Below are 21,146 nucleotides of genomic sequence, written 5' to 3' on the forward strand. Positions count from 1 at the left end.
TACAAGTGATTATGATACCCTGAATAGCTGTCTTTGTCAACATTATTCAAAGATAAATTCATTTATTTTATATGGTCAAATTTTCTGATTTTATGGTATCAATTATCTTTTGGCAACATTCTTTTGCTTTGTTATCGCTTTCTGCTTCTACCATTACTCTTATTAAAGGTTCGGTTCCTGAAGCTCTTACCAAAACTCTACCACTATCGGCAAGTTCTTTATTTACTTGATCTATCATTTGACATACTTTTTCATTTGACAAAGTTTCTTCTTTATCTTTTACTTTTACGTTTTCCAAAACTTGTGGATATATTTTTAGATCTCTTGTAAGGGATTTTAAATCAGTTTTTTGATCTATCATCGCTTCCATTACTCTTAGAGAAGTTAATATTCCATCTCCAGTGTTGGCGTATTTTCTAAATATTATGTGGCCTGATTGTTCTCCACCTATCTCATAATCATTTTCTTCCATTGCTTGATGAACGTATTTATCGCCAACTTTTGTCTTGACATAAGAAATACCAATTTGATCTAAAGCTTTGTAAAGACCGATATTACTCATGATAGTTGTTGCAACGGTGTTGCTTGGTAATTTGCCTTCATTTTTCATATATTTTGCACAAACATATATTATACCATCGCCATCTACTACATTTCCCTTAGAATCTACTGCTATACATCTATCAGCATCGCCATCAAAAGCAAAGCCAATATCAAGACCATTTTCTACAACGTATTTTTGTAGAGCATTTATATGAGTTGATCCAGAATCAACATTGATATTAAAGCCATTTGGTTTGTCATTTATTACATAAGTATCTGCTCCAAGAGCATCGTAAACTGGTTTTGCTATTGTAAAGCTTGCACCATTTGCACAATCTAATCCAACTTTAATTCCCTCAAAAGATTTATTTACAGTTTGAATTAGATATCCGATATATCTATTACGACCACCGATAAAATCTACAGTTCTGCCTATTTTTTCTCCTACGGCTAGATCTATATCTTTTATGTCAGAGTCTATATATTTTTCAAGTTCTTCCAAAAAGTCGTCTTTCATTTTTTCGCCCTTGGAATTTATAAGTTTTATTCCATTATCATAAAAAGGATTATGACTTGCTGTAATCATAACTCCACAATCAAAGTTTTCACTTCTAACTATATAAGATACTGATGGAGTTGTGGTTACGTGCAATAAATGTGCATTTGATCCTGATGATGTGATACCTGCTGATAAAGCATCTTCAAACATATATGAAGATCTTCTTGTATCTTTACCAATTACAATTTTGCCATTATATCCATTATCAGTTTTGAAGTAATCTCCCAAAAATCTACCGATTTTAAAAGCATGATAGACGTTTAATCCTTTGTTAGCTTCTCCCCTGAATCCATCTGTTCCAAAATATTTCATAAAACCTCCTTAAGAGTTTTCTAAATTACTATAATATTATACTCTCATATAAAAAACTCTTAAACTTTTTCTTTAAATTAATTGATATAAATTAAATTAAACTAAAAAAGAAAAATCAAATATAATCTTTAAGATTCAAATTTTCATATCGTAAAACTTATTAACAAATTCATTGATTTTTAGGAATTTGATTTTACTTTAATATTACAAAATATTAATATATTTTTTAAGAAATGGATTTATAATTTTACACAAAAAGAAGTTATAGCTGTTAATCTTACAAATAAAAAATTTATTTATCAAGAAAAAAATGTACGAAAAGCTAATAGAGGTGATTTTTCAGATGAAATTGCAAGAAATGCACAAATTGCCGAAGCACAAGGTCAATATTAATTCCATAGTATTAATAATTCCTAATATCATTGTGCTATTAATTATCGTATCTGATGTTATTTTATATGCTCAAGATATAATGCTAACTCCATATATAATAATTTTCTTGACCTTGATAATTTCTAATTTCAAAAACAATAATGATCAAATATTAAAAGTTAATTATGTCATTGCAACAATCAGTTTAATATCATTTTTATATTTGAAGCCTAACTACACTATTAGTCAAGCAACACAAACATTGAAAAAAAACTCCGTTGAAATTATAAAAATAGATCAGTTAGGATATGTTAAGAGAAAAAATATATTAGTTAGAGGTGAGTATGTATTTAGCGCGAGAGATAGAAAATTAATTATTTTTGATAATATTAACGGTGAGTTTAGCATAGTGAATAATTAGTGTATGTAAAAAGTTTTGTTGTCCTGTAAATACTTTTTGTAATTTTGTTTCTGGTCTGTTCTAGCATAAAAATTCCTCCTGATTAGTTTTTGTTTACCTAATCAGGAGGTTTTTATTCTCAAAATTATAAATAATCTCGAAATATGATTTTAGCCTAGCATTATTTTTTCTAATTCTAGAGGTTCGATATATTTATCGCCTTGGTAAGCTCTCATGTTTCCACCAGATATTTCATCTATAAGAGCAATTTTACCACCCTCTATTCTACCAAATTCAAATTTGATATCGTATAAGTCAAGGCCTTTTTTAGCTAATTCTTCTTTTACAAATTCGCCAATATTAAGTGCTAATTCTTTTAATTCTTCATATTCATCTTCTGTCATGATGTTTAGTAAGGCTAGGGCATCTTTTGTTATTAGTGGGTCATTTCTGTCGTCATCTTTTAAGGTGATTTCTACATATGGTTTGATTTTTGTTCCATTTTCGATGTATTGTCCATATCTTCTGATAAATGAACCTACTGCATAATATCTAACAATAACTTCTACTCCGTGACCAAAGACTTCAGCTTTTTTAACTACTGCTTCGTTTTTATCAAGGTCAGCTGATACATAGTGAGTTGTAAGTCCCTTTTCGTTTAGCTTTTCATAGAAGAATTTTGTCATTGCAACAGCTTGATGACCAGCACCTTCCATTGTAAGACCAACCGTGTTAGCACCTGGATCAAAAACTCCGTCACTTCCTGTAACATCATCTTTAAATTTTAATAAATATTCTTCGTCATTTAATTTGTAAACGTCTTTTGTTTTTCCTGTATATACTTTTTCCATAATTTACTCCTATAAATTAATTATTATATTTTTTTTGCCCTTTATAATTTTACCTACTTTTTGACCTTTGTCAGCTACAATTTTTAAAGTTTTTTCTAAGTCTTTAGGATCAATAAAAACAACCATTCCAATGCCCATATTAAATGTATGATACATTTCATCAGTATCAATATTTCCCCATTGTTGAATTTTTTCAAATATTGGGTCGATGGTTAAATCACTTAGGTCAAATTCTACTGCCTGATCTTCTTTTAAAACTCTAGGAATATTTTCATAAAGTCCACCACCCGTAATGTGGGCAATGGCTTTTACTTCAACATTTTCTGTAAGTTCTTTAATTTCTTTTGCGTAAATTTTTGTCGGTGTTAGAAGTTTTTCTCCAATAGTTATTTCATCGTCAAACTTATCATCAAGTGAAATTCCTGCTTGATCTAAACAAGCTCTAACAAGTGAAAAACCATTGCTGTGAACTCCTGATGAGTATAGGCCAACTGCTATATCTCCTTCTTCTAGTTTTTCTCCTGTAATTAACTTATCCTTATCAGCTAGTCCTACTGCAAATCCAGCCAAATCATAATCATCTTCTTTATAGATTCCTGGCATTTCTGCAGTTTCTCCACCGATTAAAGCTGCATTTGATTGTTTGCATCCCTCAGCAACTCCACTTACTAGTTCTGCCATTTTATGTGGGTCTAATTTTCCTGTTGCTATATAATCTAGGAAAAACAGAGGTCTTGCTCCTTGGCAAAGAATATCATTAACACACATAGCAACACAGTCAATTCCAACTGTATCGTGTTTATTCATATCCATTGCAAGTTTTATTTTTGTTCCAACTCCATCTGTTCCACTAAGAAGAACGGGATTTTTTATCCCTGTTAGATTTGGGGCAAAGGCACCAGCAAAGCCACCAATATCCGCCAAAACTTCATCGCTATGGGTTTTTTTGACGATTTGTTTGATAAGTTCTACTTCTTGGTAGCCTTTTTCCTTATCAACTCCAGCATCTTTATATGTGAGCTTTGCCATTATATTGCCTCAAGATTTTTATCATCTTCAATAACTTTATCTAACATTTCTTTTTTGTAAGATTTTAGTTTTTCTGCCAAATTTTCATCAGCTAAGGCTAGAATTTGTATAGCTAAAAGCCCAGCGTTGTTGCCACCATTTATAGCTACTGTTGCAACTGGAACGCCTTTTGGCATTTGTACCATAGATAATAAAGCATCAAGACCTGCTGTATTTGAGCCACCAACAGGAATTCCTATAACTGGTTTTATTGTCATACCAGCCATAACTCCTGCAAGATGAGCAGCCATTCCTGCAATTCCTATATAAACTTTACAATCATCTTTTTTTATGGTTTCTTCTAAAATGTTTAAGGCTCTATGAGCTGATATTACAGAAACTTCATAGGAAATTTCAAATTTCTTTAATATTTGGGTAACTTTTTTTGCTACTTCAATATCTGAAGCTGAACCCATTATTACTCTTACATCTGTCATTTTTTCCTCCTAGTTTTTAGAATAGTTTGGTGATTCTCTTGTTATTGTAATGTTGTGTGGATGGTTTTCTATTAGTGATGCAGAAGAAATTCTTATAAATTTAGCCTTATCGTAAAGTTCTGCCAAATCCTTGCTTCCTACATATCCCATACCAGATTTTAGACCACCAAGTAGTTGGTAAACAACTTCCCCAACTGGACCTTTGTAAGCAACTCGTCCTTCAACGCCTTCTGGAACGAATTTTTTGGTATTGGTTTGGAAATATCTATCGCCAGATCCATCTTTCATTGCTGCAAGGGATCCCATTCCACGATATTCTTTGTATTGACGACCTTCAAATACAATAGTTTCTCCTGGAGATTCTTCTGTTCCTGCAAATAGAGAACCTGCCATGATTACAGCTGCTCCACAAGCTAGGGCTTTGGTAATATCACCTGAGTATTTGATACCACCATCTGCTATTATTGGAATGCCGTATTTATTAGCTTCGTTAACACAATCTATAATTGCTGTTATTTGTGGTACGCCTATACCAGTTACAACTCTTGTTGTACAAATTGAACCTGGTCCTATACCAACTTTTACTGCATCTACTCCAGCTTCTATTAAATCACGAGTTGCATCTGCTGTTGCAACATTGCCTGCTATTACATCTAAATCTGGATATTTTGCTTTAATCTTTTTTAGAGCTGTTATTACGTTTTTTGAATGACCGTGAGCAGTATCTAAGGTGATGACATCAACCTTTGCTTCAACTAAAGCATCTACTCTTTCCATCATATCATTTGTGATTCCAACTGCAGCCCCTACTACTAATCTATTGTTAGCATCTCTTGCTGATTGCGGATATTGTCTTGATTTTTCAATATCTTTGATTGTAATTAGTCCTTTTAATTTGTTATCTTCATCAACTATCGGAAGCTTTTCTACTTTTGCAGATTCCATAAGTTTGATAGCTTCTTGCATTTTGATTCCTTCATAACCTACTACTAAATTTTCTTTGGTCATTATTTCATCGATTACACGACTTGGATCATCTTGGAATCTAACGTCTCTATTAGTTAGTATGCCTTTTAGATACATTTCTTTATCTACAATTGGTACACCGGAAATCTTGTAATTTGACATAATATCTAGGGCATCTTGCAAAATATTTTCTGGATGTAAGTAAAATGGATCAGTTATAACTCCATGTTCTGATCTTTTTACCACATCTACTTGTCTAGCTTGTTCAGCTATTGGCATATTTTTGTGAATTATTCCTATTCCACCTTGTCTTGCCATGGCAATTGCCATTTGAGATTCTGTAACTGTATCCATACCAGCTGACATCATTGGTATGTTTAATTTGATTTTTTTTGTCAAATAAGTTGTTGTATCTACTTCATTTGGTAAAACTTCTGATGGGCCTGGTACTAATAGGACATCATCAAATGTTAATCCTTCTCCTAAAAATTTCATTACTTATCCTTTCTAAAATATTTCACTGCATTTTCAAAGATTGGTTCACGGCTTACATTATAAACATTTTTAAACAAATCTTCATCAATTCTTTCAGCATGACCCATTCTACCTAAAATTTTTCCGTCTTTAGAAATTATTCCTTCGATATTGTAATTGGAACCATTAGGGGAATTTTCATATACTGAAAATATTTGATCATTTGCTAAAAGATCTTTTAATTTCTCATCGCTTACTATAAATCTTCCCTCACCATGAGATATTGGAATTCTGTAAGTTTTATCTAAGTCAGTTCCAAGAGTCCATGGGCTATTATTTGTAAGAGTTCTTGTATTTACAAAAGTTGCTATATGGCGAGTTGATGTATTATTTGTCAATGTAGGGTCATTTTCATCAGGGATTCTAATTTCTCCATAAGGCAAAAGTCCAGTTTTTACAAGAGCTTGGAAGCCATTGCAAATTCCCAATATTAAACCATCATTTTCATTTAACAAATGCTTAATTGCCTTAGAAACTTTTTCGTTTCTTAGAATATTTGCTAAGAATTTTGCAGAACCATCTGGTTCATCCCCTAAAGAGAAACCGCCAGGTATTACAAAAATTTGTGAATTTTCTAAAGCTTTTGCTAATTTTTCTATAGAATCTTTAATTTCTTCTTCGTCTTGATTTCTAAATACAAGTATTTGTGTTTGAGCTCCTGCATTTTTCAAAGCATTAGCTGTATCCCATTCACAGTTAGTTCCTGGAGCTGCTAAAATTAAAGCTTGAGGCTTTTGGCAAGGCTTGTCAGATTTTAGCTTTCTTTGAACTTTTTGTGGATTAAGTTTTTGGTATTTGATATTTTCGTAAGCTGGGAAAACTTCATCTAAATTATGGATATAAGAATCGTATAGTTTTTCTTTATCTAAAGAAACTCCATTTACAATTATTTCTTCAGTGAAAGTTCCTATATTTTCTATAAATTCACGATTGTCTTTATATTCGACAACAAATGATCCAAACATTGGATTATATAAATTGTCGTATTTGATATCAAAGCCAGTATTTCCAATAGCTTGCTCGTAAATATCTGCCAAAAGTCCCTTTCTAGTAAGAGCTATGGCTGAGATTATATTACCATCTCTTATATCTTTTATAAGTTTTTTATAATTACTTTCTAATTCGCCTAAATCTAAAGTGCCATCTTCCTTGTAATTTGTTTTTACCAAGCCGATTTTGCCCTTTCCTTTTAGGTCGTTTGTAATTATATTTTCAACATCCTCAGTTGTTACTGCAAAAGATATTAAAGTAGGTGGAACTTTTATATTTTCAAAGCTACCACTCATGCTATCTTTGCCGCCAATTGGTGGGCTTACAAAGTAATTACTTACCTCAAAGGCACCTAATAGGGATTTTAAAGGTTTTGACCAAGCTTTGCTATCTTCCATTTTTTCGTAAAATTCTTGGAAAGATAATCTTATTTTCTCTAAATCAGAGCCAACCGCTATTAATTTTGAAATGGATTCGACAACTGCATAATAACCACCTAAATATTGACTTTCTTCAGATAATTTAGGGTCAAAGCCATAAGTCATTAAAGAAACCGTCTTTGAAATTCCTTCTTCTGTTGGAATTCTTGCTGCCATAACTTGAGCTGGATTTAGTAGATTTTTTCCCCCTAATGGGTTTAGAACTGTGTTTCTTCCTATTGATGAGTCAAACATTTCTATAAGATTTCTCTTTGAAGATATATCAAGAGTTTTTACTAATTCGTAGAATTTTTCTGGATCTTCATCTTTTTCTACTAAAACTTCTGGCAAATCTTCGCTTACTACATCAACTTTTGCAAATCTTTCTGCTCCATCAGTGTTTATAAAATCATAAGAAAGCTTAGCAATAACTGTATCTTCATAATACATGGTCATTGTTTTATTATCAGTAATTGTTGCAACTTCTGTTGCTTGTAAGTTTTCTTCTTTGGCATATTGCATAAATAATTCTTTGTCTTTTTTATCTATTACAACTGCCATTCTTTCTTGTGATTCAGAAATTGCAATTTCAAAAGGTTTAAGCCCCTCGTATTTTAGTGGAACTCTATCTAGGTAAATATCAATTCCATCAGCTAATTCACCAATGGCAACGGATACTCCACCTGCTCCAAAGTCGTTACATTTTTTAATAAGTTTTGCTACTTCGCTTCTTCTAAATAATCTTTGGATTTTTCTTTCTTCTGGTGCATTTCCTTTTTGTACTTGAGCTGATTCAGTTTTTATTGAGCTAATTTTGTGAGATTTAGATGAACCTGTTGCTCCACCAATTCCATCTCTACCAGTTTTGCCACCGATTAGTATAACAATATCTCCTGGTATTGGATCTAACCTTTTGACATTTTCAGCTGGTGCAGCAGCAATTACTGCTCCACATTCAAGTCTTTTTGCCTTGTAACCTTCATGATAAAATTCATCTACAAGACCTGTCGCAAGACCAATTTGATTTCCATAAGAAGAATAACCTAAAGCTGCCTCGTGGGTAATTTTTGCTTGAGGAAGTTTTCCTTCTAAGGTTTTATCGTATGATTCTTTGATATTTCCAGCACCTGTTAATCTCATTGCTTGATAAACATAAGATCTTCCTGAAAGAGGATCTCTGATAGCTCCGCCCAAGCAAGTTGATGCCCCACCAAAAGGTTCAATTTCTGTTGGATGGTTGTGAGTTTCATTTTTAAACATCAAAAGATAATTTTCAAGACTTTCTTTGCCATCCTTAACAACTCTAACTTTTGTAAAAACAGAACAAGCGTTTATTTCATTACTAACTTCAAGATCAGCAAAATTATTATTTGTCCTCATATATTTGGCAAGAATTGTTCCAAAGCTCATAAGATTGATAGGCTTTTTGATATCCAAAACTCTTCTCATTTGCAAATATTTTTCAAATGAATCTCTGATAGCTTCATCCAATAAAGTTGCAGTATCAAATTCAATATCCAAGTAAGTGTTAAATGTTGTGTGCCTGCAATGGTCAGACCAGTAAGTATCCAAAATTTTTATTTCAGTTTCATTTGGATCACGATTTTCACTTTTGAAATAATCTCTAACAAGTTTTAAATCATCCAAGCTCATAGCCAAAGAATTATCCATTAAAAACTCATTAAGTTTTTCTTCGTTAAAATCTTTAAATTCTAAATAAGATATATTTTCCAAATTCTTCTTATTTTTACTTTTAAGAGTTGTTGGAATTCCAAGTAAATTCACCTTATGAGAATCAACTGGATTTATAATGAATTTTTCAATTTCTTTTAAATCTTTATCAGAAACGCCTGTAATTTCATAGACTGTAGATGATTTTACTAAAAAGTTTTTGTCATCGATTATTAAAGAACTAGCATCGATTACACCTTGTTCTCTTGGGTTAAATTGTCCCGGAAGATATTGACTAACAATTGTCTTGTCAAAATTTGCTTGCAATTTCAAAGCATCATCAAAAGCATATATTTCATCAACTGGAGCTTCTGCTAGAACTGTTTTTAGGATTTTTTTCAAATTTTCATCACTAGTTTCAAGGTCATATCTCTTGTAGATTTTTAGATTTGAAAGGTCAATTCCTAGAGTATTTTTGATTTTTTCTTTAAGATTTTGTGATTGAAAATCAAACTGATCTTTTCTTCTAACATAAACTCTTTTAACTGAAGGACCGATATCTCTTCTATAATATTTGCCTTCAAAATTTACCTTGTCTGCATCTTGATAAACTTCTTTTATCGCCTGATCAAAGTTATCAGCAGTATAAACAATATTTAAAACTCTTCCACCAGAAGTTAGGATTTTTCCATCAGCTTCTTTTGTTCCTGCGTGGATTATTTTTGAATTTATTCCATCTGCAAATGTTATTTCTTTATTTTTTTCATAAGCATTTGGATAACCACTGGAAGCTAAAACTAGGCAAAGAGCTTTCTTATCGTTAACTTTAAGCTTAACTTCATCTAATTTAGCCTCAGATGTTGCCATTAGTAAGTCTAACAAATCATTATCGATTAATTCTAAAACGACTTGAGTTTCAGGATCTCCAAATCTAACATTAAATTCTAAAACATAGATGCCAGATTCGTTTATCATAAATCCTATAAATAAAACTCCTCTGTAATCAATATTTTCTTTTCTAAAGCCTTCTATGATTTTAGGCAATATTTCTTTTTGTATTTCATCTTTGAAAGCTTCAGCCTCAACATTTGGAGCATAAGTTCCCATACCGCCAGTATTAGGGCCTGTTTCTCTATTGAAAATTTTCTTATGATCTTTGGCTGTTGGCAAAGGAATTATGGTTTTTGAATCTGTAAGGCAAAGTAGACTCATCTCAAAACCATCGATAAATTCTTCAATAACAAGGAATTTATCAAGGGCAAATATCTCATCAAGCCTTGCTTTTAAATCATCTTCATCATCTATGATATAAACTCCCTTGCCTGCTGCAAGTCCATCTCTTTTTAGGACAACTTTTCCATTTTTTTCTAAAAGTTCACTTGCAAAAGCAAAAGCTTTTTCTATATCGTCTGTTTTTAAATATGCTGCTGTTTTTACTTTGTATTTTTCTAAAAACTCTTTGGTGTAAGCCTTAGAAGCTTCAAATTGGGAAGCTTCTTTGTTAACTCCAAATATTTTGAGACCATTTTTCTCAAATTGGTCAACTACACCATCGCACAAAGGATTTTCTGGTCCTACTACTGTGTAATCAATATTATTTTCCTTGGCAAAATCTACTAGTTTTTCAATTTCACTAACATCAATATCGATATTTTTTCCTATTTGAGAAGTCCCGCCATTTCCTGGAGCAAAAAAGATATTCCTATCTTTACTTGCTAGCTTTAAACCCAGAGCGTGTTCACGACCTCCTGAGCCAATTATTAGTATGTTCATTTAATTCTCCTTAATGTTTGAAGTGACGTGATTTGCTAAATACCATACTCATGCCGTATTCGTTACATTTTTCAATTGAATCTTTATCTTTGATTGATCCGCCCGGTTGCATGATAGATGTAATTCCCATTTGGTGAGCAAGTTCTACTGTATCTGGGAATGGGAAGAATGCGTCAGAACCTAGAGCTGCTCCTGTGAAATCTCTATCTTTAAAGTGATCTCTTATTGATTCTAAGGCCCAAACTCTAGATTGTTGGCCAGCACCACAACCTAAAGTTTTCATTCCTTTTGCAACAACGATTGCGTTTGATTTGACATATTTTACAACTTTTTGTGCAAATAATAGGTCTTTTATTTCTTCTTCGCTTGGTTTTTTCTCTGTAACTATTTCTACTTGATCTTCTCCAAAGTCCTTATCTTGAATTAGAACTTTTCCATTTAGATATCTTATCTCTTCTTTGACAGATTCGTTATCAAAGTTTATTTTTACAAGTCTTACGTTTTTCTTTTGGGTTAAAATCTCAAGAGCTTCTTTGGTAAAATCACTTGCCGCTATAATTTCTAGGAAAATTTCATTCATTTTTGCTGCGGCTTTTTCTTCTACAACTCCGTTTACTGCAACAATTCCGCCAAATATTGATTGGCTATCGCATTCAAAGGCTTTAATATATGAATCGTATACATTTTCACCAACAGCAACACCACAAGGAGATTGGTGTTTTAAGGCTACGACTGCATTTTCTCCAAGTTCTTGAGCCAGCTCAAGAGCTGGATTTAGGTCATTATAATTATTGTAGCTCATTTCTTTGCCATGAATTACTTCTATATTTTCCATAAGACCTTTTACAAATGGATCATCGTATAAAGCTGCTTTTTGACCTGGATTTTCTCCATATCTTAATTCGCTTTCTTTTTTGAAACCATAAGTTTTATATTGGCTTTCTTCTCCAGTTAATTGTGAGAAGTATCTTGCTATTACTGAATCGTAAAAAGCTGTCAAATTATAAGCTTTCATAGCTAATTTTTGTCTATAAGAAAGATCTATATCGTCATCTTTTAGTCTTTGTAAAAGTTCATCATAGTCACTAGGATCTGTAACTATCAAAACATCTTTGTGATTTTTGGCAGCAGATCTTACCATAGATGGTCCACCAATATCTATATTTTCTATAATATTATCTGGATCTCCTTTTTCTAAGGCTTTTTGGAACTCGTAAAGGTTAACTACAACTATATCAATTGGTTTTATATTGTGTTCTTTGATTGTATCTATGTGACTTTGGCTATCTCTTTTATAAAGTATTCCACCATGAACATATGGAGATAAAGTTTTTACTCTGCCTTCAAGAATTTCTGGAAAATTTGTAATCTGATCAATTTCAATTACATCAATTCCTGCTTCGTGAATTTTCTTGTATGTACCACCAGTTGAAACAATTTCAATTCCCAAATCGCTTAGACCCTTAGCTAATTTTTCAATTCCTGTCTTATCTGTTACTGATATTAATGCTCGCATCTTTCTTCCTCCAATTTCTTTATTACTTCTTTTAAAGTTTCATGCTCAACCTTCAACACTTCTTTACTAACTTCCTCAGCACTTTTGCAAAAACTTATATCCACTTGTTTTTGTAAAATTATGTCCCCATCATCCAAATTTTCATTTACATAATGAACTGTAACTCCAGAAATTTTTTCTTTGTTGGCGAAAACTGCATCGTGAACGTGCATTCCATAAAAACCCTTACCACCATATTTTGGTAAAAGAGATGGATGAATATTTATTATTTTATAATTAGCTATTAGTTTAGGGCTAATTTTTGGCAAATATCCAGCTAAAACAATCAAATCTACGTCATGATTTTTTAAAGCTAAGATAATTTCATCATCGTCCTTACTTATAAGATAATCGATATTGTTGGCCTTGGCAAAGTCTAAGCCTTTGGCGTTTTTGTTAGAAACTATAATTTTTATCTTGCTATTAAAATATTTATTTTTTTCAGAATCAATTAACGCTTTTAGATTTGTGCCTGTTCCAGAAATAAATACGGCTAAATTCATATCTCTTCTATCTCCACTGGTTCTATTGGATAATCGCCCGTAAAACAAGCTAGACAATAATCCTTAGGTTTTTTTGTAAGAGAGGTTAAATTTTCTAAGGTCAAAAATTCTAAGGTATCTGCTCCAATTTGTTTTCTAATCTCTTCTGTTGATAATTTTGAGGCTATCAGATTATCTTTGTGAGGAGTATCTACTCCGTAGTAGCAAGGATTTACAAAAGGAGGAGAAGTCACTCTAAAATGAACTTCTTTAGCTCCAGCTTCTCTTATTCTTTTGATAAGTTTTGCACTGGTTGTTCCTCTTACAATAGAATCATCTACCAAAACAATTCTTTTGCCCTCTATTACTGATTTTTGAGGATTTAATTTTAATCTTACAGCAATTTCTCTTTCTTTTTGGGTTGATTTGATAAAAGTTCTTCCCATGTAGCGATTTTTAACAAGTCCTGCCGCAAATGGAATACCTGATCTTTGAGCAAAACCAATAGCAGATGGCGTTCCTGAATCTGGAACTGGACAAACCAAATCAGCATCTACAGGTGCTTGCTCGTATAATTTTTCACCACACCTTCTCCTAAACATATAGGCGTTTACATCTTCAATATTGGCATCTGGTCTTGCTGTATATACATGTTCAAAAATGCAATGCTTTGCTTTAATTTCTTTGTCGGTTTTGTAAGATGTAATTCCATCTTTATCGACAACTACAATTTCACCTGCTTCAATATCCCTATAATTATCAATATCTAAAATTTCCACAGCACAATTTTCACTTGCAATAATTGTAGTATTTTCATCCCAACCAAGAGTTAGTGGTCGCATACCGTAGTAATCACGGAATCCTACTATTTTATCTGGCATACATAGTACGCAAGAATAAGCTCCCCTAATATCTTCCATAGCTTTTCTTATCGCCTTTACGATATCCCCTTCGTAATATCTTGTAATTAATAATAAAATTAATTCACTATCGGTATGGGTGTGAAAAGCCATGCCTATATCTTCTTCTTTTCTTTTTAAAGAATAATAGTTTACCAAATTTCCATCGTGAGCAATAGAAAATTCATTATTCTTAGCAAAACTTACAAGAGGCTCAACATTATAATCTTTATTTGCTCCTTCAGGAGCTGATCTAACATGACCTATACCAATTTCTGCCTTTGTATCAATAAGATCCTCATTGGCAAAAACTTCATTTACAAGTCCCATTCCCCTAATTCTATTTAAATCCTTACCATCAGATAAGATAATTCCAGCGGCATCTTGGCCTCTGTGTTGGATAGAACTTAAGGAATAAAAAAGTTGTTGGGAAATATTCCCGTTTGATTTTATACCTACTACACCACTCATAAACTATTCTTTTCTTCTCCTTACTTCATCAGATTAATTTGCCAATATAAAAAAAGAGAACCCAAGAGTGGGTTCTAATTGAAAGCATGGCAAACAAATTCCATAGGAAGTCTTAATTTTTTTATAAAAGAAAAAATTGAGTAAGATAGACAAACAAATAAATTTTTGAAAATAAGTCTTTTATTCATCGTATCCTCCTTCAATAAAAATCTCTTTATATGTTAATATTATAAATATTTTTATAATTATTGCAAGTCTATGCTATAATTATTTCATGAATAAACTAGATTACATACCAAAAACAAAGATAAAAATGATACATATACCCAAATCTTATTCTTTTGGCATAGATTCAATAATTCTTTTAAACTTTGCAAAAATGAAAAAAAATAAGACTCTAATAGATATAGGTGCAGGATCAGGAATATTATCTCTTGGAGCCAATGATTTATACAAGCTAAAAAAAGTCACCGCCATAGAGATTCAAGAATCTAAGGCTAATTTATTAAAAGAAAATCTAAAGTTAAATAATATAGAAAATATCGAAATATTAAATGAAGATCTTAATGATGTTGATTTTCCAATAAATAGTACAGATTATATAATAACAAATCCTCCTTATTATAAAATAAGTGATAATATTTCAAACACTTCAGAGGAGTTTTTAATATCTCGACAAGAAAAATACCTAAACTTAGATGATATATTTACTTTTGCCAACAAAACTTTAAAAGATAAGGGTAAATTATTTATGATACATAAGCCCAATCGCATGGTAGAAATTTTTACAAAATCAGCAAATTTAAAGGCAAAAAGGCTTAGATTTGTTAGCTCCAAAGCCAGTACAAAACCAGAATTTATGCTCATAGAGTTTGTAAAAAATGCCAAAGATGGCTTAAAAATTGAAGATCCATTAATAATTTATGAAAATGGCAAATATAGCAAAGAAATGAATGAAATTAGTGGGAGAATTTAGTTAGGAAAATTTATGGATTATCAAATATATTTTATTCCAACACCGATTGGAAATTTGGAAGATATGACAATTAGAGCAATCAACACCCTAAAAGAAGTTGATATCATAGCTTGCGAAGATACTAGAGAAAGCAAAAAATTGTTGGATTATTACAAAATAAAAAAACCTACAACCTCTTATCATAAGTTTAATGAGCAAAGTAAAAGTGAAGAGATTATAAAAAATGCTAAAAATGGTATAAGTTATGGAATAATTACCGATCAAGGGATGCCTGGTATTTCTGATCCAGGTCATATTTTGATTAAAAAATGCATAGAAGAAAATATTTCTTACACGATTTTGCCTGGAGCGAGTGCTTTAATAACAGCATTGGTGGGATCTGGCCTTGATAACGATAGTTTTTCCTATTATGGATTTATCCCAAAAAAACAAAAAGATAAGAAGATTCTTTATGACAAATTATCAAAAGAAGATAAAACTTCAATAATCTTTGACACTCCTCATAATCTCTCAAACACTATTAAGGATTTTAAGGAAATATTTCCAGAAAGGAAATTGTGCCTGGCAAGAGAGCTGAGTAAAAAATTCGAAGAATATCTCTTGGTTGATATTGATAATATAGATCAAGAAGATATAACATTAAAAGGTGAATTTGTCTTGGTTTTATCTGGCAAAGTCGAAAAAGAAAGTAATTCTTTAGATGATTTTAAAGAAGAAATCGATGAAATGCTTGATAAGGGCATGAAAACAAAAGAAATTTCTAAAATCATCAGTGAAAAATCAAATTTCCCAAAAAATGATATTTACGAATATATTTTAAAAGAACAAAAATCTAAGAGATCTTAAACTCTTAGATTTTTTCAAATAAAAAAGACCCGAAGGCCTCTTAAATTATTTATTTTTTCTATTTTTTCTCTTAGCAGCGTCATTTTTCTTTTTTCTTATAACGCTTGGTTTTTCGTAGTGTTCTCTTTTTCTATATTCAGAAAGTACACCGGATCTTGCGCATTGTCTTTTGAATCTTTTAATTGCACTATCGATAGATTCATTTTCTCCAACTCTAATCTCTGTCATCTCTATCCCCCCTCTCGTATAACACAATTTTTTCAATTCTTAGCAAATCAACCTGGTGGCCAGTGAAAAGATCTGCCTCCAAGAACATGAAAATGCAAGTGAGGAACGCTTTGTCCCCCTTCTTCGCCTATGTTAGTGACAACTCTATAACCTGTAAGGTCATATTTTTTTGCCAAATCTCTAATAACTTTCATTATTTCAGCTATTAATTGGCTATCACTATCGCTAAGCGTACTTAAACTTGTTATGTGCTTTTTTGGTATAACAAGAAAATGGATAGGCGCTTGTGGATCAAGATCATTAAAAGCAATTAAATTTTCATCTTCGTAGATTGCATCGGTTGGGATTTCTCCACTAGCAATCTTGCAAAATACACAATCCATACTTCACCCCCATTGCTATATAATATACCACAATAAAAAAATCACGTCAATAAAATATTGGTAATTAGGCGTTTAAACTTTAAATAATTTCTCCAATAAGTTGATCATCTAAAAGATCTGTTATTTTTACATTTACTAGAGAATTTGCTGGGATTTTCTCTTTTATATTTACTTTCAAATAGTTTGTAGAATAGCCACTACTGTAATATTTATAATCAGATTTGCTTTCTATTAGAACTTCCAAAGCTTTTCCTATTTGACTTTGTAAAAATGCAATCCTATTTTTTTCTTCTATTTTTTCTAAATCGTGGAGCCTTTGTTTTTTGATATTGCCATTTATTTGTCCAGTCATTTTAGCAGCCTTAGTGCCTTCTCTAGGTGAAAATTTGAACAAATGAGTCTTTGAAAATTTTATTTTTTCTACAAATTCTATGGTCTCTCTATGATTTTTTTCACTTTCTGTTGGAAAACCAACGATAATATCTGTAGTTAGACCTACATTTGGGAAAATATCACGAATTAAATTACATTTTTCTTCATATAATTTTCTGTCGTATTTTCTATTCATAGCTTTTAAAATCTCATCTGAACCAGATTGAAGCGATAGGTGGAAATGATCGCAAGCTTTGCCAGTAGCTTTCATTCTCATCAAAAAATCTCTTGTAATATGCCTTGGTTCCATTGATGATAGGCGAATTCTTTTGATTTCAGAAACTTTCGCTATTTCTTCTATAACATCGATTAAACTTAGATCTGATTGTAAATCTTTGCCATAACTTGCAACATGAATTCCTGTTAGGACGATTTCTTTAAAACCATTTGCAGCAAGTCTTTCTGTTTCACTAACGATTTCAGAAATTTCTCTACTTACGATATTGCCTCTGGCATAGGGAATTAAGCAGTATGAGCAATACATATTACAGCCATCTTGGATTTTTATATAAGCTCTAGTCATCTCGGACTGGTTTGAAATTTGAAGCTCTTCAAAAGTTTTACTTTCACTTGGCATGATTATTTTATCTTGGGCGTTTTTATTTTGTAAAATATCCTCACAAAGATCTACTACATTTTCCTTATTTCTTGAACCAAGAACTATATCTACTCCCGGAATTTCAGAAACTTCTTCTGGTTTGACTTGAGAATAGCAACCCATTACAGCAATTATTGCATCTGGATTATCTTTTCTAGCCCTTGATATCATCTGTCTAGACTTTCTATCACTCATATTTGTAACTGTGCAAGTATTTATAACGTAAATATCGGCGTGGTGGATAGATTTTTTGTAGCCTTTTTTCAAAAATATTTCTTCGATGGCTTCAGATTCATATTGATTTACCTTACATCCTAGAGTTATGATATTAAATGTATATGCCATTATTCAAATAAATCCTTTAGTTTGGCAAAAAATCCCTTTGTTTCTTCTTTTACATCATCACCAGTTGTTTTTGCAAAGGCTTCAAGGGCTTCTTTTTGTTCTTTGTTAAGATTAGTTGGTGTGATTATATTGGCGTAAAAATATAAGTCTCCCGTTCTATTTCTCCTAGAATCAGTAATACCTTCTTTTCTTAACTTAAATTTGCTTCCACTTTGTGTTCCTGCTGGAATTTCAAATTTTTTAGTTTCTTTGAGTGTTGGAATTTCTATTTCTCCACCTAAGGTTGCTGTTGCAAATGAGATTGGCATATCAAAGTATATGTCAAGGCCATCTCTTTTGAAAATTTCATGATCGCTTACTTCCATAATTACATACAAATCGCCATTTGGACCACCGTTATAGCCGGCATTTCCCTTAGAAGAAACTCTCATTATATTATTTGTTTCAACACCTGAAGGTATATCGATTTTTATTCTTTCTGATTTATAAACTCTTCCATCACCATGGCAAACTTTACAAGGCTTTTCAATTATTTTTCCGCTTCCATGACATTTATCGCAATTTACAGTTCTAGAAATTCTTCCAAAAGGAGTTTGATTTACTTCATTTATTACCCCTGTTCCATGGCACTTATCGCAGGTATGAATTGAATCTTCATCCTCTGCACCAGTTCCCTTACAAGTGCTACAAATTTCCTCACGTCTTATTTGTATTTCTTTTTCTACTCCAAAACAAGCTTCAAAAAAAGTTAATTTTATTACTTGTTGTATATCAGTTCCCTTGCTTGGTCTATTAGCCTGCGAACTGCTATATCCACTTTGGAATATATCTCCAAAAAGATCTCCAAATATATCTCCAAAACCAGAAAATCCACCAGCAAATCCAGCTCCAGCATTTGGATCAAAGGCAGCTTCTCCATACATATCGTACTTATTTCTTTTTTCTTTATCGGATAATATTTCATAACTTAAAGTGATTTCTTTAAATTTTTGTTCAGCTTCGCTATCTCCAGGATTTAAGTCTGGATGATATTTTTTGGCTAATTGCCTGTATTTTCTTTTAATCTCATCATCTGTGGCATCTTTACTAACGCCTAAAACTTCATATGGATTTTGCATTATACCCCCACACTTTAGACTTAAAAAAAGCTATTTCATTGTGAAATAGCTTTTTTATTTTATTTAACATATTATACTCTAGAAAATAATCTATGCTAATTATTCTTCATCATCTATAACTTCGTAGTCAGCATCTACCACATCGTCATCAGCTTTTGACTCGTTATCATTTGAAGAATTAGCTTCATTTGCCTTATACATTTTTTCACTCATTGCATAAATTTTGTTTTGTAAGTTTTCAGTTTGAGCTTTTATTTCAGAAATATCATCAGATTTAATTGCATCTTCAAGTTTTTTGATTTCTGCTTCAATTTCATCTTTTTCGCTACCTTCAACTTTTGCATCTTCAAGAGTCTTTCTAGCTTGATATACTAAGCTTTCTGCATTATTTTTTGCATCTATATTTTCTTTTTTCTTTTTATCTTCTTCTGCAAATTGTTCAGCTTCTTTTATCTTCTTGTCGATTTCATCTTCTGATAAGTTTGATGATGATGTAATTGTTATTTTTTGTTCTTTTCCTGAACCTTGATCTTTTGCTGTAACATTTACAATACCATTTGCATCTATATCAAATGTTACTTCAATTTGTGGAACTCCACGTCTTGCTGCAGGTATTCCTGTAAGTTGGAAACGACCTAAAGTTGTATTATCTGCTGCCATTTCACGTTCACCTTGTACAACGTGAATATCTACTTCTGTTTGTCCATCTGCTGCAGTTGTGAAAACTTGAGATTTCTTTGTTGGAATTGTTGTATTTCTTTCGATTAATTTTGTAGCAACTCCACCTAGGGTTTCAATTCCAAGTGATAATGGTGTAACATCAAGTAGTAATAAATCTTTTACTTCTCCTGTTAAAACTCCACCTTGGATAGCAGCTCCCAAAGCAACTGATTCGTCAGGGTTTATATCTCTTTGTGGTTCTTTGCCGATTATATTTTTTACTAAATCTTGAACTGCTGGAACTCTTGTAGATCCACCAACTAAAAGTACCTTGTCAATTTCTGATGCAGATAAGCCAGCATCTTTTAGGGCATCTTCAACTGGTTTTCTTGTTTTTTCTACTAAATCTTTTGTTAATTCATCAAATTTAGCACGAGTGATAGAAATATCCAAGTGAACTGGTTGTCCATCAACTGCTGTGATAAATGGCAAGTTAACATTTGTAGTCATTGTTGAAGACAATTCTTTTTTAGCCTTTTCTGCTGCATCTTTAAGTCTTTGCATAGCTGTAAGATCTTTTGTTAGGTCTACGCCAGTTTCTTTTTTAAATTCACTTGCAAGATGATCTACTAGTTTGTTATCAAAATCATCTCCACCAAGTTTGTTGTTACCACGAGTTGCTAATACTTCAAAAACTCCATCTCCAACTTCAAGTATTGATACATCAAATGTACCACCACCTAAGTCGTAAACCATAATTTTAGCTTGATCATGTTCTTTGTCTAAGCCATAGGCTAGAGATGCTGCTGTTGGCTCATTTATGATTCTATCTACAGTTAGACCTGCAATTTTTCCTGCATCTTTGGTTGCTTGTCTTTGAGCATCTGTAAAGTAAGCTGGTACTGTAATTACAGCATTTGTAACTGTATCATTTAGATATTTTTCTGCATCAGCCTTTAGTTTTTGTAAGATCATTGCTGAAATTTCTTCAGGTGAATATTTTTTGCCATCTATATCTTTTGTTTTGTAATCTGAACCCATTTCTCTTTTTATAGAAGAAATTGTTCTATCTGGATTTGTTATTGCTTGTCTTTTTGCAGTTTCACCAACTAATCTTTCTCCATCTTTAGAAAAAGCTACTACTGAAGGAGTAGTTCTGTTTCCTTCGCTATTTGGTATAATAACAGGGCTTCCACCCTCCATAACTGCTACTGCTGAGTTTGTTGTTCCTAAATCAATTCCTATAATTTTTGCCATA

Annotated in this window: 17 protein-coding genes; 3 read left to right on the top strand and 14 right to left on the bottom strand. The window is 32.0% G+C overall.

Annotated features, from left to right (window positions below; genetic code table 11):
* Positions 1 to 67: 67 nt before the first annotated feature.
* Positions 68 to 1,414, bottom strand: a complete 1,347-nt coding sequence (gene glmM, locus GAN53_RS08250) for a phosphoglucosamine mutase (protein WP_151410625.1) — start codon at positions 1,412 to 1,414, stop codon at positions 68 to 70.
* A 343-nt stretch (positions 1,415 to 1,757) separates the two neighbouring features.
* Between glmM and GAN53_RS08255 the strand changes: the two genes are divergently transcribed.
* A complete protein-coding gene (locus tag GAN53_RS08255; RefSeq protein WP_151410626.1) occupies positions 1,758 to 2,207 on the top strand; it encodes a hypothetical protein in 450 nt (149 codons plus the stop codon).
* Between the two features lie 149 nt (positions 2,208 to 2,356).
* On the opposite strand, the gene GAN53_RS08260 is transcribed toward GAN53_RS08255, so the two are convergent.
* Genes GAN53_RS08260 through purF form a run of 8 tightly spaced genes read right to left on the bottom strand, consistent with a single transcriptional unit; the run spans position 2,357 to position 14,302 of the window.
* The gene (locus GAN53_RS08260; protein WP_151410627.1) at positions 2,357 to 3,037 is read right to left on the bottom strand and encodes a phosphoribosylaminoimidazolesuccinocarboxamide synthase; all 681 of its coding nucleotides are present in this window, start codon (positions 3,035 to 3,037) and stop codon (positions 2,357 to 2,359) included.
* A gap of 9 nt (positions 3,038 to 3,046) precedes the next feature.
* Positions 3,047 to 4,066, bottom strand: coding sequence for a phosphoribosylformylglycinamidine cyclo-ligase (gene purM / locus GAN53_RS08265; protein ID WP_151410628.1), 1,020 nt, complete (start codon positions 4,064 to 4,066; stop codon positions 3,047 to 3,049).
* A complete protein-coding gene (purE, locus tag GAN53_RS08270; protein WP_151410629.1) occupies positions 4,066 to 4,542 on the bottom strand; it encodes a 5-(carboxyamino)imidazole ribonucleotide mutase in 477 nt (158 codons plus the stop codon). The genes purM and purE overlap by 1 nt, the downstream gene beginning before the upstream one ends.
* 9 nt (positions 4,543 to 4,551) lie before the next feature.
* Positions 4,552 to 6,003 carry an IMP dehydrogenase gene (gene guaB, locus GAN53_RS08275; protein WP_151410630.1) on the bottom strand — a complete coding sequence of 484 codons (1,452 nt, stop codon included), beginning with the start codon at positions 6,001 to 6,003 and terminating at the stop codon, positions 4,552 to 4,554.
* Positions 6,003 to 10,895 carry a phosphoribosylformylglycinamidine synthase gene (locus GAN53_RS08280; RefSeq protein WP_151410631.1) on the bottom strand — a complete coding sequence of 1,631 codons (4,893 nt, stop codon included), beginning with the start codon at positions 10,893 to 10,895 and terminating at the stop codon, positions 6,003 to 6,005. Before GAN53_RS08280 ends, guaB begins: the two co-directional genes overlap by 1 nt.
* A 10-nt stretch (positions 10,896 to 10,905) precedes the next feature.
* Positions 10,906 to 12,411, bottom strand: a complete 1,506-nt coding sequence (purH, locus tag GAN53_RS08285; RefSeq protein ID WP_151410632.1) for a bifunctional phosphoribosylaminoimidazolecarboxamide formyltransferase/IMP cyclohydrolase — start codon at positions 12,409 to 12,411, stop codon at positions 10,906 to 10,908.
* On the bottom strand, positions 12,399 to 12,953 hold the full coding sequence (locus tag GAN53_RS08290; RefSeq protein ID WP_151410633.1) for a phosphoribosylglycinamide formyltransferase: 555 nt from the start codon (positions 12,951 to 12,953) through the stop codon (positions 12,399 to 12,401). The genes purH and GAN53_RS08290 overlap by 13 nt, the downstream gene beginning before the upstream one ends.
* Positions 12,950 to 14,302 (bottom strand): amidophosphoribosyltransferase, encoded by a 1,353-nt coding sequence (purF, locus tag GAN53_RS08295; protein WP_151410634.1) that lies wholly within the window; start codon positions 14,300 to 14,302, stop codon positions 12,950 to 12,952. Before purF ends, GAN53_RS08290 begins: the two co-directional genes overlap by 4 nt.
* A 274-nt stretch (positions 14,303 to 14,576) precedes the next feature.
* Here purF and GAN53_RS08300 point away from each other — a divergent pair, with 274 nt between their 5' ends.
* Both GAN53_RS08300 and rsmI read left to right on the top strand, forming a co-directional pair.
* Positions 14,577 to 15,278, top strand: a complete 702-nt coding sequence (locus GAN53_RS08300; RefSeq protein ID WP_151410635.1) for a tRNA1(Val) (adenine(37)-N6)-methyltransferase — start codon at positions 14,577 to 14,579, stop codon at positions 15,276 to 15,278.
* A gap of 12 nt (positions 15,279 to 15,290) precedes the next feature.
* A complete protein-coding gene (rsmI, locus tag GAN53_RS08305; protein ID WP_151410636.1) occupies positions 15,291 to 16,124 on the top strand; it encodes a 16S rRNA (cytidine(1402)-2'-O)-methyltransferase in 834 nt (277 codons plus the stop codon).
* A 45-nt stretch (positions 16,125 to 16,169) separates the two neighbouring features.
* Here rsmI and rpsU read toward each other — a convergent pair whose 3' ends face one another.
* From rpsU to dnaK, 5 genes are all read right to left on the bottom strand, one after another.
* Positions 16,170 to 16,352 carry a 30S ribosomal protein S21 gene (gene rpsU, locus GAN53_RS08310; RefSeq protein ID WP_099320535.1) on the bottom strand — a complete coding sequence of 61 codons (183 nt, stop codon included), beginning with the start codon at positions 16,350 to 16,352 and terminating at the stop codon, positions 16,170 to 16,172.
* Positions 16,353 to 16,399: 47 nt separating this feature from the next.
* A complete protein-coding gene (locus GAN53_RS08315) occupies positions 16,400 to 16,735 on the bottom strand; it encodes a histidine triad nucleotide-binding protein (protein WP_099320534.1) in 336 nt (111 codons plus the stop codon).
* 79 nt (positions 16,736 to 16,814) lie between these two features.
* Positions 16,815 to 18,110, bottom strand: a complete 1,296-nt coding sequence (gene mtaB, locus GAN53_RS08320; protein WP_151410637.1) for a tRNA (N(6)-L-threonylcarbamoyladenosine(37)-C(2))-methylthiotransferase MtaB — start codon at positions 18,108 to 18,110, stop codon at positions 16,815 to 16,817.
* Positions 18,110 to 19,228, bottom strand: a complete 1,119-nt coding sequence (gene dnaJ / locus GAN53_RS08325; RefSeq protein ID WP_151410638.1) for a molecular chaperone DnaJ — start codon at positions 19,226 to 19,228, stop codon at positions 18,110 to 18,112. Before dnaJ ends, mtaB begins: the two co-directional genes overlap by 1 nt.
* A 99-nt stretch (positions 19,229 to 19,327) precedes the next feature.
* Entirely contained in the window at positions 19,328 to 21,145 is a 1,818-nt protein-coding gene (dnaK, locus tag GAN53_RS08330; RefSeq protein ID WP_151410639.1) for a molecular chaperone DnaK, read from the bottom strand.
* Position 21,146: the final 1 nt, after the last annotated feature.

It is taken from the genome of Anaerococcus sp. Marseille-P9784 (assembly GCF_902500265.1).
Classification (GTDB): domain Bacteria; phylum Bacillota; class Clostridia; order Tissierellales; family Peptoniphilaceae; genus Anaerococcus.